Raw genomic sequence first — 17,337 nt, forward strand, 5'->3', positions numbered from 1 at the left:
TTCTGGTTGTGCGATGCCTTTTTCGAAGGAGGAGTAGTTATGTCAATTTTTCAAGCATTTATACCGAATATGTACGTAAACACCATTCACCAAATCCATCCAGAAGAGCTATTGAAGAAAGGCATTCAAGGAGTTTTAACGGATTTAGATAATACATTAGTGCGTTGGGATCAGCCCGAAACTACAAAGGAAGTAACATCTTGGATTGAATCTTTGCAAGAATTAGGAATTCAAGTGTATATTATTTCAAATAATAGTTTTATTCGAGTGAAAGAATTTGCTGAACCGATTCAAATACCATATTTACATAAAGCTCGTAAGCCACTCAAAAAAGGTTTTAGAAAAGCACTACAAGATATGAAATTACCAGCATCAAAGGTAGCATTAGTTGGGGATCAAGTATTAACAGATGTTCTTGGCGGAAATCGGATGGGATTATATACAATTTTAGTCGATCCAATAGGAGAGAAAGAATACTTCACAACGAAAATCAATCGCAGAATTGAGAAGAAAATCGTAAGACATTTATTTAACAAGGGGTTAATCACATGGAAACGTTAAAAGGCAAATGCTACGGATGCGGTGCGGAACTGCAATTTGTTGATGAATCAATTCCGGGTTTTGTTCCAGAAAAACTACTAGATAAGCCAGGGGTTATATGTAAGCGCTGTCATAGAATCAAACATTACAATGAAGTGATTCGTGTGACTTTAGAGGAAGAAAAGTTCGTAGACATTTTACGGCAAATATCCACTCAATCGGCGGTTGTTATCTATGTAATGGATAGCTTTGATTTTGAAGGATCTTGGATCACTCAATTAAAAAAGCTAATCAAAGACCAGCCGATTTATGTTGTTGTCAATAAAATCGATATCCTTCCAAAGGATATCAATCAGCAAAGAATTCGCTTGTGGATAAAACATGAATTAGAAAAGAAGAAACTTCCTGTGCAAGCAATTTTTCTAGCGAGCGCATATAAGCAGTGGGGAATTGATGAAATCGCCACATACGTAAGGAATAATAAAGGGAAACGAGACGTTTATGTAGTAGGTGCCACAAATGTAGGAAAGTCCACTTTAATCAATCGATTAATACCATTATTAGTAGCTGAAGATGGTATAGAGGCAAGTACGAAACTTTTTGATTTACCAGAATTAACGACATCTGTATATCCGGGAACAACAGTTGAAGCATTGAAAATTCCACTGAGTCGTAAAAGTGCAATTTATGACACTCCGGGGATTGTGAAAAAGGACCGTTTGATTGAACAAATTTGTCCAAGCTGTTTAAATATTGTTACACCAAGCAAAAAAATCGATCCAAGGATTTTTCAATTGAATGACCAACAAACCTTATTTTTTGGGGGTCTGGCTCGCATTGATTATGTCAAAGGAAATAAACAATCGTTTGTGTGTTATGTATCCAATGATTTAGTAGTGCATAGAACGAAGTTAGAAAAAGCAGACGAATTATATGAAAAGCACTATCTAGAGCTACTATCGCCGCCTTGTAAAGAGTGTGAGAGCGACCTTGCACTGACCAAAGAATACGAATTTGATATTCCTGCCAATCACGAAACAGACCTTGTTATATCAGGATTAGGTTGGTTGACAATCAAGGGTGAAGCTGCGCTTGTGAAGATTCGAGTACCGCAATCGGCACAAGTAGTAAAAAGAAAAGCATTAATATAGAAATGGGAGAATTTATATGAAAATTGTTGGGCTTTTTGGTCATCCAGTAAGTCACAGTTTATCTCCAATGATGCATAATTTGGCTTTTGAGAAAATGGCACTACCGTATCGATACTTCGCATTTGATATCAATCCCGACCAAGTGAAACAAGCGGTAGATTCAATCCGTGTGTTAGGGATTCGTGGAGTAAACGTTACAATCCCTTATAAAGAAACAGTGATTCCATTTTTAGATGCAGTCGATCGCTCAGCTACAATGATTGGCGCTGTCAATACAATTGTCAATGATGGTGGAAAACTAACGGGATATAACACTGATGGACAAGGGTATGTCATGTCGTTAGAAGAAGAACTCAACGTGAATGTACAAGACCTAGATATCGTAATCCTAGGAGCAGGGGGCGCAGCCCGCGGAATCATCTTTTCATTGTTAGAGAAGAATGCACGAAATATTGCACTCTATAATCGGAACAAGGAAAGAGCAGAAAAGCTAGTGGCTGAGTTCGATAAGGAGCAAGCTAGCAAGATAATGGTAATTCATGATCTTGAGCAGCTGCACAAGTACCATTTAATCATTAATACAACACCAAGTGGCATGTATCCGAATGTGAACGAAACTCCCATCGATATCGCTTATGTTTCACCGTCACATCTAGTGAGTGATATTGTGTATAATCCACTCATGACAAAATTTTTAAAGCAAGCGCAAACAAAAGGTGCTACCATACATCACGGTCTTGGTATGTTTATTTATCAAGGTGCCATAGCGTTTGAATTATGGACAGGCCAAAAGCCACCAGTGCAAGAAATGTACAAAGCTGTCCAAACACATCTAATCAAACAATAATCATTGGAGGAATCATTATGTTAACGAATAAACAAAAGAAATATTTACGCTCTTTAGCAAACTCGCTCGACCCAATTTTTCAAGTTGGAAAAGGTGGAGGGAACGATAACCTATATAAAAGCATATCAGAAGCACTAGAGGCTCGTGAGTTAATCAAAGTTAGTGTATTAAGGAATTGTGATGAAGAAAAAGATGAAGTCGCAACTGAAATTGCTGCCAAGACGAATGCGGAAATTGTACAAATCATTGGAAACATAATCATTTTGTACAAGGAATCAGTTGACAAAAAGAGAATCGAACTACCGTCACACTAAAGTGTGGCTTTTTTCATCAGCATACCTTTTTATTGCAGTTGGACAGGTAGTTGTATACAATAGATTTACACAATTATGGAAAGGTAAGGTTCATACCTTGGTACAATTGTTTACACAAAAACAAAAAATAGGTATTTATGGGGGAACATTTGACCCGATTCATATGGGACATTTAATATCGGCAGATTGTATTCGTGATGAACTATGCTTAGATCAGGTGATTTTTGTACCTGCCAAAGTACCGCCCCATAAGCGATCAAAAAATATTACTGATGGACATCATCGATATCAAATGATAAAGCTTAGTATTGAGAATAATCCACATTACCAAGTATCTAATTTCGAGCTTGATTCTCCTTATGAAATCTCATTTACTTGGTATACGGTTCAATACTTTCGCAATCAGTATCCGGATGCTCAACTGTTTCTGTTGCTTGGTGCTGATACAGTGCTCGATTTACCTAATTGGGCATTTATTCGAGAAATATGCCAGGAGTGTACACTCGTTGGTTTTCAAAGAGCCGGTGAAGTAAAGTTAGAATCAGAAACACAATATTTAGATTGTCAAAACATCCAAATTATCAATACGCCGTCCGTTGATATTTCGGCCACGATGATTCGCGATAGAATCACAAATAATCAATCTGTTAGCTATATGGTTAACAATCGCGTGTTAGAATACATTAAGGAGCATACTTTATATGGAAAAATGGAAACAATGGACAGAAGGGGATAACTGGGAGCAACTTCAGGACAAGCTGAAAAACATATTGTCCTATCACCGATACGAGCATACAAAACGTGTCATTGATGTTGCTGTTAAGTTAGGTGAACAGTATACAATTGATAAATCCCTATGTGCGTTGGCTGCATTATTTCACGATTATGCGAAAGAGTTACCTAAAGACCAAATGCAACTCATTCTTAAGCAACATCAACGGGAAGATATTATTGCAATGGCATCCCCAATTTGGCATGCGCCAGTAGGTGCTTACCTGATTAGAGATGAATTTCCATTTGGAGAGGACATTTTTTTGCCGGTTTTCTATCATACTACAGGTAGAAGGGAAATGACGGATTTAGAGAAAATTATCTTCCTTGCAGATTATATTGAACCGAAAAGGAGCTTTCCTGGTATTGAAGAAATTCGAAGAGCTACATGGACAGAACTTAATAAAGGGATGTATTTAGCCCTTAACTTAACACTAGAAAAGTTAGTGAAGAACCATTTTTTAATTGCAGAAATCACTGTAGATGCTCGCAATTATTTTTTACAAAAAAAAGGAGAGATAAAGTGACAAACATAGAAATGAAAAAAGAGAAAAATTTAGATTTAATAAAAAGGATTGTATATTTAATTGAAGATAAAAAAGCTGAGGATATCGTGATTCTTGATATAGAAGGTCTTTCTGTTATATCCGATTATTTCGTTATATGTACAGGTCGTTCTGTTACGCAGGTTAAAGCCATAGCTGACCATGTGATGGATACATTAAAGCAAGAAGATGGCATAATGACTAGAGGTGTAGAAGGTCAAAGAGAAGGCAAATGGGTTCTAGTTGATTTCGGGGATGTCATTATCCATGTATTCCGCCAAGAAGAACGTGAATTTTATAATCTTGAACGTCTATGGGGAGATGCTAAACTTATTCCTGTTGACCAAGTGTCTACAAACTAAATCAATGGAAGCTTATCGAGAGTTTGCAGATACATATGATTATTTGATGCGAGATGCGCCATACCAGCAATGGCTTGAATTGATTGAGAAGATTATACATGAGCGTAGCAAGTCAACAGAAGGTAAGACGAATGGTCAGATGAAAATTGCCGACCTGGGCTGTGGAACAGGTACTCTAAGTATTCTGTTAGCAGAGAAAGGCTTCGAAATCTGGGGTATAGACATCTCCGAGGATATGCTAGCAATCGCACAAGAAAAGCTGGGGAAATTATCTCTTCCTGTACAAAGAAGGGTCCGTTTTTTGCAGCAGGACATGGTCGAATTAAAGCTACCAGTTTCATTTGATGTTGTTTTTGCATTTTGTGATAGCTTGAATTACGTTGTCGATGAAGGTGAATTGTCGCAAGCTTTTGCAAACATCAATAACGCCTTGGCACCTAATGGTTTTTTTATTTTTGATATGCTGTCCATAAAAAAAATGCAAAGCTTAGGCGCAAGGAAGCATTTTGAGGTATCTGATGATACCATTTGTATTTGGCAAAACGAGTGGGACCTAGATAATGAGCTTCTCACGTACGATGTGACGATACTTACGCAAGAATATGGACAAATGCAAATGTATAAAAGGGTTGATGAATACCATCAGCAGAGAGGGTATCAACCAGAACTAATACTATCATTATTAGAACGAAATGGTTTTGAGCTGCATCATACTTTTGCGGATTTTCATTACGACACACCTCTTAACGAAGCGCAAGATCGTTACTTTTGGGTTGTTAGAAAGCGCTAACCCTTGACAAAGAGAGCAATTATTTCATATACTAACACTAAATTAATTGATATTTTACATTGACAGGGATAGTAGTTGTATTGAGTACTATAGAGAGCTGGCGGATGGTGCAAGCCAGTGACTGATACAATGAAGCTCACCCTTGAGTTATTTTAGTCAACCAATTGCGGCTAGCTAAAATCGTAGGACTGCGTTAAAGTCATTGAGTGAGTAATTCGGTTGCTTCGCCTTTGTTGACTGACATTGGTTAAGTTGTCGATTACTAATTAGGGTGGTACCGCGAATCAAACCTCTCGTCCCTAGCGTATAGCTTTGGAGAGAGGTTTCTTTATATTATAGGAGGTAATTGATAGACATGAGACAGTATAATCCATCAGAAGTAGAAACTAAATGGCAGCAATATTGGGAAGACCAGAAGATGTTTGCAACGACAGAAGACAGCGATAAACCTAAGTTTTACTGCTTAGAACAATTCCCATACCCATCAGGGAAACTACATATGGGACATATGCGTGTATATTCTATCGGTGACGTTATCGCCCGCTTTAAAAAGATGCAAGGCTATAACGTATTACATCCTATGGGTTGGGACGCATTTGGTATGCCAGCGGAAAATGCCGCAATTAAGAATAAGCTACACCCAGCAAAATGGACATTTGAGAATATTGACTACATGAGAAAACAACAGAAGACGTTAGGAGTTAGTTATGACTGGGAACGGGAAGTAACAACTTGCGCTCCTGATTATTATAAATTTACACAATGGCTATTCTTGCACTTCTATGAGCAAGGCTTAGCATACAGGAAGAAGGCAGCAGTCAACTGGTGCCCTGATTGTGTGACTGTACTTGCAAACGAGCAAGTAGAGGATGGAAGCTGCTGGCGTTGTGGAACAGAAGTAGTGAAGAAGGAATTAGAGCAGTGGTTTTTCCGAATCACAGATTATGCAGAGAAGTTATTACAAGATCTGGATACATTAGATGGCTGGCCAGAAAAAGTTAAGACAATGCAAAGAAATTGGATTGGGAAGAGTGAAGGAGCAGAAATCGTATTTGAATTACCAGACATTCAAGAAAAGGTATCTGTGTTTACCACTCGTCCGGACACGCTATTCGGAGTGACTTATATCGTTCTTGCTCCGGAGCATCCATATGTACAAAAGCTAATTCAAGGTACAGAAAAAGAAACTGCCATCACTGAATTCGTAGATGCAATTCGCAAAAAATCAGAAATCGAACGAACGTCTACGGATTCCGAGAAAATCGGAATATTTACAGGCAAGTATGCGATACATCCATTGACTAAACAGCAGGTTCCAATATGGATTGCGAATTATGTACTATTAGAATACGGCACAGGGGCTGTTATGGGTGTTCCAGCTCATGACGAAAGAGACTTCTTGTTTGCAAAGAAATACGATATGCCTATTGTCCAAGTCATACAGCCATTAAAAGCAGATACGATTGTATTGGATGATCAAGGGAATTTGACGAAAGCATATACGGGCGAAGGTACACTAATCAACAGTGATATATTTAACGACAAAGAAAATGAAAAAGTAATCACAGAAATTGCACAATATTTACAAGAACAAGGTTTGGGCAAAGCAACAGTATCGTATCGCTTGCGTGATTGGTTAGTATCGAGACAACGTTACTGGGGTGCACCAATCCCAATTATATATTGTGACGATTGCGGCACAGTTCCAGTACCTAATGAGCAGCTACCAGTGCTATTACCTGAAGAGGTTTCCTTTGATGTAGGGAACAAATCACCGCTAGCTTCATCAGCAAGTTTTATGAACACCACCTGTCCTACTTGCGGTAAGCAAGCAAAAAGAGAAACAGATACCATGGATACGTTTATTTGCTCTTCCTGGTACTACTTAAGATATACAGATCCTAAGAATGACCATGTGCCATTCTCTTCTGAGCGCGCGAATCAGTGGCTACCTGTTGATGAATATATAGGTGGTATTGAACACGCTGTATTACACTTGCTATACTCAAGGTTCTTCACGAAGGTGTTACACGATTCTGGTTTAGTGAACTTTAATGAACCATTTAAGAGCTTATTAACGCAAGGAATGGTGATTAAAGAAGGCGCTAAAATGTCCAAATCTAAAGGGAATGTAGTTAGTCCTGATGAAATCATTAGCAAATATGGTGCCGATACTGGTAGATTGTTCATCCTCTTTGCTGCTCCACCAGATCGAGATTTAGATTGGAATGATCAGGGGGTAGAGGGTTGCTACCGTTTCTTAAATAGAGTATGGAGATTTATTAACGAAAATCAGAATGTCAATGAAAGCAAAGTGGCATATGCGACAGATTGCGATGCAAGTAAAGAGCTACACCGTATGATACATGTAACGATTAAACGAGTAACGGAAGACGTTGGAGAACGCTATAATTTTAATACAGCGATCTCTGCTATCATGGAGTTAGTCAATAAAATGTATCAATATCCAGCGGAAGCGAATCAAGCAGTCCTGCAAGCAGCGATACGTACGTTAGTCATCCTACTTGCGCCGTTCGCACCTCACATAACAGAAGAATTATGGCAAATCATTGGTGAGAAAGAAAGCATCTATCTAACGGATTGGCCAAAATATGACGCAAAAGCTCTAATACTTGACGAAGTTGAAATTGTAGCACAAGTAAACGGAAAAATGAAAGCGAAACTTGTTGTTCCAACGGATGCTACTAAAGAACAAATTGAAAAACTTGCATTGGAAGATGAGCGAATTCAAAGTTCCATTGAGGGTGCATCGATTAAGAAGATTATTGTAGTGCCTCAAAAACTAATTAACATTGTTGTAGGCTAGTAAACAGCTTGTCAGGTTTAACGAAGGACTTGCAATGCCAGTTTTTCCTTATTCTGAAAAGGGGCGTTTATGAATGGTGTCAGTCACAGCTAAACAAAAAACTGTCATAGTCGTACTATTTGCAATTGTTTTTTTAGGAGTAAGTACCTATTGGTTACTGGGGAGAAACGAATCCCCGGTAATCATTACACAAAGCGACCTCAATCTTGGTCAACAGAACAATTCGACTCAACAAAATAGTCCGTTAGAACATGAACGATCAAATGTAGGTTTAAATAACAATCAAGTAGAGCAAATTTATGTTCATGTTAAAGGTGCTGTTACGAATCCAGGAGTATATAGATTGCATCAAGGACAGCGTGTTGTTGATGCGGTGGAAGCTGCAGGCGGAGTACTACCTATGGGTAATCTAGATTTAATAAACTTAGCAGAGAAGCTACAGGATGGACAAGAAGTCATCATTTTCACTTCAGAAGAGGACCGCAATCAATGGCTTATGAATGCTCCTGCTGGAGGACAACATAATAATTCTATGGGACAGCATACTAACAAAATCAACATTAATACCGCTACGAAAGAAGAGCTGCAAAAACTTACAGGGATTGGTCCAAGCAAAGCGGAAGCGATTATTAGATACAGAGAAACCAATGGTCGTTTTTCGAAGGTTGAGGATTTAACGAATGTAAGTGGGATTGGTTCGAAAACGTTAGAGAGCTTTAAAGATCAAGTGTCTGTAAATTAACACACTTAATCATAGTATTGTAATGCGAATTGTGGTATATTTATGTAAAAAATTACTTACTTCTAAGGAGGATTACTATGACGGACAAACAAATGCGTTTTGACACCATTGCAGTGCGTGGAGGTTTTGAAGGAGACCCAGCAACAGGTGCTTGTGCAGTACCTATTTACCAAACTTCTTCGTATGTGTTTAGAGATACAGAACATGCAGCGAATCTATTTGCTTTAAAGGAAATGGGTAATATTTATACAAGAATTATGAATCCTACTCAAGATGTATTCGAGCAACGTATTACTCAACTAGAAGGCGGAATAGGCGCTTTAGCTACTTCTTCAGGACAAGCTGCTATCACATACGCTGTATTGAACATTGCGAATTCTGGTGACGAAATTGTAGCAGCTAGTAGCCTTTATGGTGGTACATATAATTTATTCTCTACAACATTGCCGAAACTAGGAATTACTGTTCGTTTTGTAGATCCGTCTAATCCAGAGAATTTTAGAGCAGCAATTAACGAAAAGACCAAGGCGGTTTTTGCTGAAACAATCGGTAATCCTAGAATTGATGTATTGGATATTGAAGGTGTTGCTAAGGTTGCCCATGAAGAAGGAGTACCATTAATTATAGACAACACGTTTGGAACTCCATACTTAATTTGTCCATTCGATTTTGGAGCAGATATTGTCATTCACTCTGCTACGAAGTTCATCGGTGGTCACGGCACTTCTATTGGTGGAGTAATCATTGATTCAGGTAAATTCGACTGGTCGAATGGAAGATTCCCAGGTCTGACTGAGCCAGATTCAAGCTACCATGGCGTATCCTATGTAAGAGATATTGGACCTGCGGCATATATTATTAAAGCGAGAGTACAATTATTAAGAGATATGGGATCATGCATATCTCCATTTAACTCCTTTTTGCTGATTCAAGGCTTAGAGACATTGCATTTACGTATGCAACGCCATTGCGATAATGCGAAAAAGGTAGCAGAATTCCTTAGTTCCCACGAATCCGTTACATGGGTGAATTACCCTGGTTTAGAGGGAGACGTTCAAAACGCTAAAGCTAAGAAGTATCTTCCTAAAGGCCAAGGAGCAATCTTAACTTTTGGTATCAAGGGTGGAACTCCTGCAGCAACGAAATTTATTGATTCTTTGAAACTGTTTATTCTACTTGCTAATGTTGGGGATGCTCGTTCCCTGGTGATTCATCCTGCTAGTACTACACATCAGCAATTAACGAAAGAGCAACAAGAAGCTAGTGGAGTTACAGAAGATATGATCCGTCTTTCAGTGGGCATCGAAGATGCACAAGATTTAATGGAGGACTTAGACCAAGCATTCAAGGCAAGTCAACAATAGTAAATCGATCCGTATGAGTTTGCGATAAATTACTTAAATACAACTACACATATTCCTATACCTCAATACTTGAAAAAAACAACAGAATCCTATATCATATACCACATAGGGTATGTAGGAGGTAGTTTATGGTAGAAGTAATGATTTTTGGCGACCAGAGAAGTCAATGTGCCAGTGGTGGATGATTTGCTCCACCGTCTCCAGTGGAGATCTACGAGCTACTTTTCCAAAGAATTTCTAGAGATTATGTTGAAAAAAGTGTAATAATAAGTTATATCAATATTGATGACCCGCAAGTGAAAGAAGATGCTAGAGTTGTCGATATCCGTAAACATGCAGCATTTTTCCCTGTTGTTACTGTAAATAATGCAATAGTTGCAGAAGGAACAGTAGATTTCGGGAAAATAATTCAGCATATCGATATGGCTGGAGCTTTAAAGAAATCATAAATAGGAGGTAATTTTAATGGCTGTCATTAGTGTAGTTGGTAAAGATAATTTTGTTTCAGAAGTAAGTGCTGGTGTCTCTCTTGTGGATTTTTACGCTGATTGGTGTGGACCATGCAAAATGCTTGCACCAGTATTGGATGAAATTGCAGAGGAATTAGCAGATGTGAAAGTTATTAAAGTGAATGTAGATCAAAATCAAGATCTTGCAGCTGAGTATCGTGTACAAGGCGTCCCTACAATTGTTATCATGAAGGATGGACAGTTGGTAGAACGCGCTGTTGGCTTCCAACCAAAAGGAAACTTAGTGAATCTTGTGAATAAACATAAGTAATAGTAATAACGAATAACAAAACTAAACATAACATTAATTACTAGTAGAAAACTCAAGGCGTTGTCTTGAGTTTTTTACATTAATCAAATAGAATTTTAACTCAGCGGTGTAACACTATAAGCTAAGGTTTCTTTACTCAGCGGCGTTACTAATAGTCCCACTTCTATAAATGTAAGGTAAGTGCCGCGAAATATGGGCTATAACGCAAAGGAAAAGGGGTACATCATGTTACTGCTTAAAGGAATATATAATTCAGCAAAAGTATACACAGATCAAATCGACGAGACAACACAATTGCAAATTATAGATTTATGTAATCAGGAATTTTTTCAAGATGCAAATATACGGATCATGCCAGATTGTCATGCAGGAATGGGTTGTGTGATTGGCACAACAATGACGATCTGCGATAAAGTTGTACCGAATTTAGTTGGAGTTGATATCGGGTGCGGAATGCTTGTAGTTAATCTTGGTGAAATCGACATAGACTTTGAAAATGTTGACCGTTTTATTCGAGAACAAATCCCTCATGGTTTTCAGATTAATCAGCATCCGCAAATAGATTTCAGCAAAACAATTGAAAATATCAAGTGTTTTCGTGAAATTCCTAAATCATCAAAAGAATTTAACAGAGCCTTAGGTTCCCTTGGTGGAGGAAATCACTTTATTGAAATAAATTGCGACGACAATAACAACAAATATTTAGTGATACACAGCGGTAGTAGAAATTTAGGAAAACAAATAGCAACTTATTATCAGAATAAGGCATATCAGTATCATACTGGCGAAAATGAGCTGTTTGAAAAAGAACGAGAAGAATTAATACGTACTTTTAAAGAAGAAGGTAAAAGAAAGGAAATTCAAAAAGCACTAAAAGCATTAAAAGAGAAATATAAAAGGGAGTGCATAATTCCTAAAGATCTCTGCTATTTAGAAGGAAGGCTGATGGAAGATTATCTTCATGACATGAAAATCGTGCAAGAATATGCGAACAAAAATCGTGAAGTAATCGGGCGAAGAATTGTCAATGAGTGCCTACAACTTAACTTTAATAATCTCCATAACTTTCAAACGATTCATAATTATATCGATATTGAGAATAAAATCCTCCGCAAGGGTGCCATATCCGCGTATAAGGATGAAATAGTAGTAATCCCGATCAACATGAGGGACGGAAGTATCATCGCCAAAGGAAAGGGTAATCCTGACTGGAATTACTCAGCACCACATGGTGCTGGCCGATTGATGAGTAGAAATGTTGCGAAAGATCATATCTCAATACAAGATTTCCAAGACTCAATGGCTGGGATCTGGTCATCTTCTGTAAGAGAAGCAACTTTAGATGAAGCTCCTATGGCATATAAGCCAATCGAGAACATCCTAAACAACGTAAGTGACACAGTAGAAATCCTTCAGATTATTAAGCCCCTATATAATTTCAAGTCAAGTTAAGGGATAAAAAAGAGTCAATTTACAATTTAAGTTATAGTTTAATTACTCCTTATGTATTATAATAGTGGATAAAATTTGAATTACGATAAGGAGCGACTGAATGATTGAACAAAGTCATTTTCATATAGCAATTAAAGGATTAGTAACGTATCAAGGGAAGTTTTTAATTTTAAAGCGTCCACAACGTCATGGTGAAACAGAATCGTATTGGGAGTTACCTGGTGGTGGGCTAAGCTTTCGAGAAGCTCCAGAAACTGCTCTAAAACGCGAATTAACAGAGGAAGTAGCTCTTGAGGTTAAGGTTGTTCAGCCTATTCATGTTTGGAATCGTATGAAGAATGAAACGACTCAGATTATAGGGATTACCTTTTTGTGTGAAAGTGAAAGTGATGAAGTTAAGATATCCCATGAACATTTAGATTATGCTTGGATTAGTCCTAATGAACAAGAAAAATATAATTTATTACCAGATTTGAAAGCAGATATGGACCAATGGGATTGGAGTAAGGTTTTAAAATAAAAGGATTCAAATGGGGCAACGTCGAAAATCTCTCTATGGGAAATATAGGAGGGGTTGGATGCGTCGCTCTTTATTTTGGTCATTATTGATTTTTATCGCAGGATGATTCCTATGTGTGGCAATCCTCGAATATTAGCGTTTCCACAATATATTTTCCCGAACCATGGTTCGTCTAAAATCCAATTTTTGCTTCTTATACGAACGTCGGGTACGGGAAAGAAGTAGTTATAAGTAATTCCCAGCTTGGTTCGCCCCTAAGAGAGCGGGGATCATATAGAATCAATAGTTACATTTGAGGTGGTTATTTTGAAATCTTACATTATTGATACAGGGAACCCAGATCAACAATTAATCATGAGCAATATTATTGTTTCATATGAGGATTTCAAAAGTGGAAATCCGTATAATACGACATTCAATGTTAGTGTGATTTCAGGAAATTATTCAGGGATTTCTGAATTTGAATATAACATAGAAGACTTTGTTCGCTTTGTTAAAGAGATAAAGGATTTATATGATTTCAAGACGAAAACTGTTGAACTAAATGATATTTGCTATGGATCAGGTGTAAAGTTTTGTCTAGATAAAACCGGGCATGTAACTGTATCCGGAAGATTATATGGAATAGCTATGGAACACAGTATAACTTTTACATTTATTACCGATCAAACAGCATTAGAAGCTTTTAGTATACAGCTATATAATGATTTTGTGATTAAGAAAGTACAAGAATTTAATTAAATGGATTAACTAGCAATTGTGAGAATAGGATTTTGCAACAGTGGGCATTGATTGTGGCTTTTAGGGGCTGGGAACTACATATAACAAAGCACTCAGCGCTAGGGGCACAGCAGGTTGCAAGGCTCTGAAGTATCGTCAGGAGGTTATCCTGCCCACATGTCTCAGCCTAACCGAGTCGGTCGCCGCATTAGCCCGCGAAGTCTCTCTGGGCATGAGCGGCTCCCTGTAAGGCTGAGCCACGTCGCGAGTGCAAAACGTTAACTGACATCGGACGAAGTGCAGACGCGCCGTCCATGGCGCTGGGTTCAAAAATTCATACTATTTCGTGAGATTCTGAGTAGTCTAAAATAAAATCAATGAATCCTAGAGGTGATAATATATGAAGAGAATCATAATGGTTATTTTATTATGGGCTTTTATAGCTGCTATTATTTTTGGTTGCCAATTAAAAGATAATAATACATCGGAAACACAAATAACATACCATGAATTACAATTATTAGATAATGAAAGATTGAAATTAGATGGCGAAATAAAAAAGGTTGTATTTAAATCAAAAGGAGTTAGTGAAACTATTTTTGAAGAAAAAGAAGTACTTGAAACATTTGGTGATCTAATTACAACTGCGGTAAGAGTAGCTGGCATAGCAAATATGGCTACTCCAGAGGTTTACTTTGATGTTGTTTATGAAAATGAAAATAAACAGCGTTTTTTTCTATGGATAGGTAAAAAGGAACAAAATAGTACATTGATGAGTAAAGATGATACGCATACAATTTATATTGTTTCAGAAAAAATGATTAGTAGACTAATTGATTTAGTGGAACAGGATTTAGATTGACCTTTTATTCTGTAAGGGCTGCCGTCCTTGGCAGCTCTGAACTAGAGGTCGTCTGGCATCAGTTAACAACGCAGTACAGCAAAGTGCGGAAGCTATGAAGTGCATGAAGAAGTGTGCATTGCAGAATAAGCACGAAGCATTGCCGCACCACATCCCTGGGCCTAACCAAAGTCGGCTTGCCCGAGGCTAAGATAGGAGTTATCTAACCCTCGGCCTGCGTCTGTAAGGCTCAGTGACGTCTGGACTGCAGGACGTTAAGCGACGGACTCTGCGATTACCGCGCGTCCTGCGCGGAGATTAAAAGAGAGTAATAGATTGTATAAATGCTAGCTTATGCGTAGCGGTTAAGAGCTTATTAAATTAATAGAGCTGTTTAGTTGCACAGGGGTAATGTTTTTTATGATAAAGATAAGTATGGGGGAGGGGAAGACGTGTCAGTATTTCAAAATATTGTAATTGTAATTGTGATTCCAGTTATAGTTGCCGTAATCACTACTTTTATCTTTTCAAACGTTTACAAAAGGAAGGACAAAGTAGATAAAGGTATAGAATTAAATTATTTCAAACTATCTCATAGAAGAAAGATGGTGCGAACTTTAATAAGTTCCCCAATTTTAATCATTGGACTTATTGTATTATACTTTTTCTCTAATGGAAGTTTAGCAGTGTATATAACCTTTGTTTCAATTGTATTATTAGCGTTATGTATTCAGTTAATATATCACTATAAAATGTGGAAGAAAGAAGAAGGAAGAGAGTGGTAATTCATTAACGGGGGCGTTAGTTCAATAGTTATTGTATTTTGCATGGGATAATCTAGCTACTGAACATCATCCATATATTGCGACAAGGTAAAGGCTGCTTGAGGCCGCAGCGTCCTGCTGCTCTTGTTTTGTGGGGCAGAGTCCACCGCCTAACAAGGCACTCGCACAAGGGGCAGAGCATGAAGTAAGCCCTGAAGTAGCGCTGCACGATGTCATCCCGCCCACATCCGCCAGCCTAAGATAATAGCTATCTAAGGCTAGCGGACGTCGCGAGTGCCGGACGATAGGCAGGACATTACTCGCTGCGCTCGAAAGTCCTGCCTATCGTGGCGCGGGCTTTGCACCCGCTGATAGGCTGCTCGCGCAAGACGCTCGCAACGACCCTATCAACGGCCTTTGCGGACATTCCTTCGTTGTGCACGCACAACTTCGGTCACGTCGCAAATCCCGCGCCAAGTTATGTGTAATAGCAATTTCGGAGAATTATATGGAGGGATAAGGAATGTGTGAATTCATGGCTACGGTAAGTTCTACAGCTGTATTTTCAAGTGAAGAAAGAGTTCACCGATATTTATTGACAAGAAAATGGCAAGAAGAAGCATCAAAAGCCACGGTTATTATGCTAAATCCCAGTTATGCTGATGAAATAAAAGGTGATTTGTCAGTAATGAAAGTTATGAATTACCTTGTAGATGAAGGATTTGGGTGTATAAATGTTGTTAATCTTTTTGCATATGTATCTCCTACTCCTGAAAGTTTAGCAAATAATAAAGATGCTGTGGGAAATAAGAATGATGATTTTATTAAAAAAGCCATCGAAGATTCAGATATGATAATCATTGCCTGGGGATCAGACAAAAAGAAATACATTCGGCGCAAAAGAGCTGTAATGAGTTTGCTTAAGGGGCATGAAGCAAAAATAAAGTGTTTTAAAGATAAAGACGGGAAAATGGGTAGGCATCCAAGCCGTTTGGGTTTCGACTTAGAACTGATTGATTTCACTAGTAATGATTAATAATCATAAGAGTCATACTCAAGGTGAATTTATAGTTTTGCTTTGGAGATTTGCCACTACACATAACAATGTGTTGCCCGCAAGGGGCGGAATAGCCAGAACTCTAGGGATTGCCGCCCACACTCCCTGAGCCTAAGCGAGGCGACAGCCGCATTAGGCCACCCAGAGGGTCCCGGCCATGAGCGGCTACCTGTAAGGCTCAGGGCGTCGGGAACACGAAACGTTAGTGCGCCAAGCAAAGCTTGGCATCTACTTACAGGGTGGAAGTCCCTGTTGGACAAGGTCTAACCAACCACCCATACCGAGTGTTGCGCCGAAGCTGGTAACAGTTAGGTGAAGCGTACACAGGGAACTATATAGACCACAGGGGAGACCGTAATCCTTGAAGCATATTCAGCCCCGTAAATCGTGTGCCTAGAAATAGGTTAGTTGCAGATGGCGACATGTTTAACGTCATGGAAGCCAATACAGAGAAGTCGTAAAAGGTGAGACTTTCGAGGGTCTGTCGGGGTCAGAGAACGTGGTATGTATAGAGAGAGATGTCAGGAACTTGGGAGTATCCTGTGGCTCCTGCTATATCAGGTAGGTCTATCCAATCGAAAAAGAGGACGGCCAATGCACGCAGGAATTCGGATTAACCCATAGTACTCCGAGATTGGGAGAGCCAATCACATGGGAAAGGGGTTAACAGATATATGCAGCTCGCAAAGGAAACATAATCCGTATAAATGCTAGGCTAATAATGTACAAAATTGATTGAATAAGAATGTACAATTTTCAACCCTACATGCATACTGGTTATGGGGTGAAATGTATGCATGTAAAACTAGACATAACAACAGAAATTGAAATTACTAGACTCTCAGATTTACCAAAACTGAAACTTCTCATGGAGAATCTCAATATGAAAATAAACAAAAGTGAATTAGCAAGGAAGTTCCAGGTAGACAGAAGAACTGTAGATAAATACC

19 protein-coding genes, 1 pseudogene and 1 other annotated feature are annotated in these 17,337 nt (G+C 38.5%); all 20 genes and pseudogenes read left to right on the plus strand.

The window, feature by feature from the left end:
• Positions 1–39: 39 nt before the first annotated feature.
• Positions 40–561: a YqeG family HAD IIIA-type phosphatase gene (locus tag BHU72_RS13125; RefSeq protein ID WP_069703075.1), complete on the plus strand. Its 522-nt coding sequence runs from the start codon at positions 40–42 to the stop codon at positions 559–561.
• A complete protein-coding gene (gene yqeH / locus BHU72_RS13130; RefSeq protein WP_069703076.1) occupies positions 549–1,691 on the plus strand; it encodes a ribosome biogenesis GTPase YqeH in 1,143 nt (380 codons plus the stop codon). Before BHU72_RS13125 ends, yqeH begins: the two co-directional genes overlap by 13 nt.
• A 16-nt stretch (positions 1,692–1,707) precedes the next feature.
• Complete coding sequence (aroE, locus tag BHU72_RS13135) at positions 1,708–2,538, plus strand: shikimate dehydrogenase (RefSeq protein WP_069703077.1); 831 nt, start codon at positions 1,708–1,710, stop codon at positions 2,536–2,538.
• A gap of 17 nt (positions 2,539–2,555) precedes the next feature.
• A complete protein-coding gene (gene yhbY / locus BHU72_RS13140) occupies positions 2,556–2,852 on the plus strand; it encodes a ribosome assembly RNA-binding protein YhbY (protein WP_069703078.1) in 297 nt (98 codons plus the stop codon).
• A 106-nt stretch (positions 2,853–2,958) separates the two neighbouring features.
• Positions 2,959–3,588 carry a nicotinate-nucleotide adenylyltransferase gene (gene nadD, locus BHU72_RS13145; protein ID WP_176720490.1) on the plus strand — a complete coding sequence of 210 codons (630 nt, stop codon included), beginning with the start codon at positions 2,959–2,961 and terminating at the stop codon, positions 3,586–3,588.
• On the plus strand, positions 3,554–4,150 hold the full coding sequence (yqeK, locus tag BHU72_RS13150) for a bis(5'-nucleosyl)-tetraphosphatase (symmetrical) YqeK (protein ID WP_069703079.1): 597 nt from the start codon (positions 3,554–3,556) through the stop codon (positions 4,148–4,150). The genes nadD and yqeK overlap by 35 nt, the downstream gene beginning before the upstream one ends.
• 11 nt (positions 4,151–4,161) lie before the next feature.
• Positions 4,162–4,530 carry a ribosome silencing factor gene (rsfS, locus tag BHU72_RS13155; RefSeq protein ID WP_069703105.1) on the plus strand — a complete coding sequence of 123 codons (369 nt, stop codon included), beginning with the start codon at positions 4,162–4,164 and terminating at the stop codon, positions 4,528–4,530.
• A gap of 4 nt (positions 4,531–4,534) precedes the next feature.
• On the plus strand, positions 4,535–5,320 hold the full coding sequence (locus tag BHU72_RS13160) for a class I SAM-dependent DNA methyltransferase (protein ID WP_176720491.1): 786 nt from the start codon (positions 4,535–4,537) through the stop codon (positions 5,318–5,320).
• A gap of 50 nt (positions 5,321–5,370) precedes the next feature.
• Positions 5,371–5,624 (plus strand) — a binding site (T-box leader).
• Between the two features lie 51 nt (positions 5,625–5,675).
• On the plus strand, positions 5,676–8,147 hold the full coding sequence (leuS, locus tag BHU72_RS13165; protein ID WP_069703081.1) for a leucine--tRNA ligase: 2,472 nt from the start codon (positions 5,676–5,678) through the stop codon (positions 8,145–8,147).
• Positions 8,148–8,220: 73 nt separating this feature from the next.
• Positions 8,221–8,889 carry a helix-hairpin-helix domain-containing protein gene (locus tag BHU72_RS13170; RefSeq protein WP_069703082.1) on the plus strand — a complete coding sequence of 223 codons (669 nt, stop codon included), beginning with the start codon at positions 8,221–8,223 and terminating at the stop codon, positions 8,887–8,889.
• Between the two features lie 77 nt (positions 8,890–8,966).
• A complete protein-coding gene (locus BHU72_RS13175) occupies positions 8,967–10,253 on the plus strand; it encodes a homocysteine synthase (RefSeq protein WP_069703083.1) in 1,287 nt (428 codons plus the stop codon).
• Between the two features lie 203 nt (positions 10,254–10,456).
• Positions 10,457–10,702: a DUF1462 family protein gene (locus BHU72_RS13180; RefSeq protein WP_069703084.1), complete on the plus strand. Its 246-nt coding sequence runs from the start codon at positions 10,457–10,459 to the stop codon at positions 10,700–10,702.
• A gap of 16 nt (positions 10,703–10,718) precedes the next feature.
• Positions 10,719–11,033, plus strand: coding sequence for a thioredoxin (trxA, locus tag BHU72_RS13185; protein WP_069703085.1), 315 nt, complete (start codon positions 10,719–10,721; stop codon positions 11,031–11,033).
• Positions 11,034–11,258: 225 nt separating this feature from the next.
• Positions 11,259–12,485: an RtcB family protein gene (locus tag BHU72_RS13190; protein WP_069703086.1), complete on the plus strand. Its 1,227-nt coding sequence runs from the start codon at positions 11,259–11,261 to the stop codon at positions 12,483–12,485.
• Positions 12,486–12,585: 100 nt separating this feature from the next.
• On the plus strand, positions 12,586–13,005 hold the full coding sequence (locus BHU72_RS13195) for an NUDIX hydrolase (RefSeq protein ID WP_069703087.1): 420 nt from the start codon (positions 12,586–12,588) through the stop codon (positions 13,003–13,005).
• A 306-nt stretch (positions 13,006–13,311) separates the two neighbouring features.
• A complete protein-coding gene (locus tag BHU72_RS13200; RefSeq protein ID WP_069703088.1) occupies positions 13,312–13,746 on the plus strand; it encodes a hypothetical protein in 435 nt (144 codons plus the stop codon).
• Between the two features lie 379 nt (positions 13,747–14,125).
• Entirely contained in the window at positions 14,126–14,587 is a 462-nt protein-coding gene (locus BHU72_RS13205; protein WP_069703089.1) for a YhfM domain-containing protein, read from the plus strand.
• A 431-nt stretch (positions 14,588–15,018) separates the two neighbouring features.
• Positions 15,019–15,351 (plus strand): hypothetical protein, encoded by a 333-nt coding sequence (locus tag BHU72_RS13210; protein ID WP_069703090.1) that lies wholly within the window; start codon positions 15,019–15,021, stop codon positions 15,349–15,351.
• A gap of 502 nt (positions 15,352–15,853) precedes the next feature.
• The gene (locus tag BHU72_RS13215) at positions 15,854–16,366 is read left to right on the plus strand and encodes a DUF1643 domain-containing protein (protein WP_069703091.1); all 513 of its coding nucleotides are present in this window, start codon (positions 15,854–15,856) and stop codon (positions 16,364–16,366) included.
• Between the two features lie 814 nt (positions 16,367–17,180).
• A pseudogene (locus tag BHU72_RS16210) lies at positions 17,181–17,337 on the plus strand (IS21 family transposase); the annotation flags it as partial.

This window comes from Desulfuribacillus stibiiarsenatis, from assembly GCF_001742305.1.
Classification (GTDB): domain Bacteria; phylum Bacillota; class Bacilli; order Desulfuribacillales; family Desulfuribacillaceae; genus Desulfuribacillus_A; species Desulfuribacillus_A stibiiarsenatis.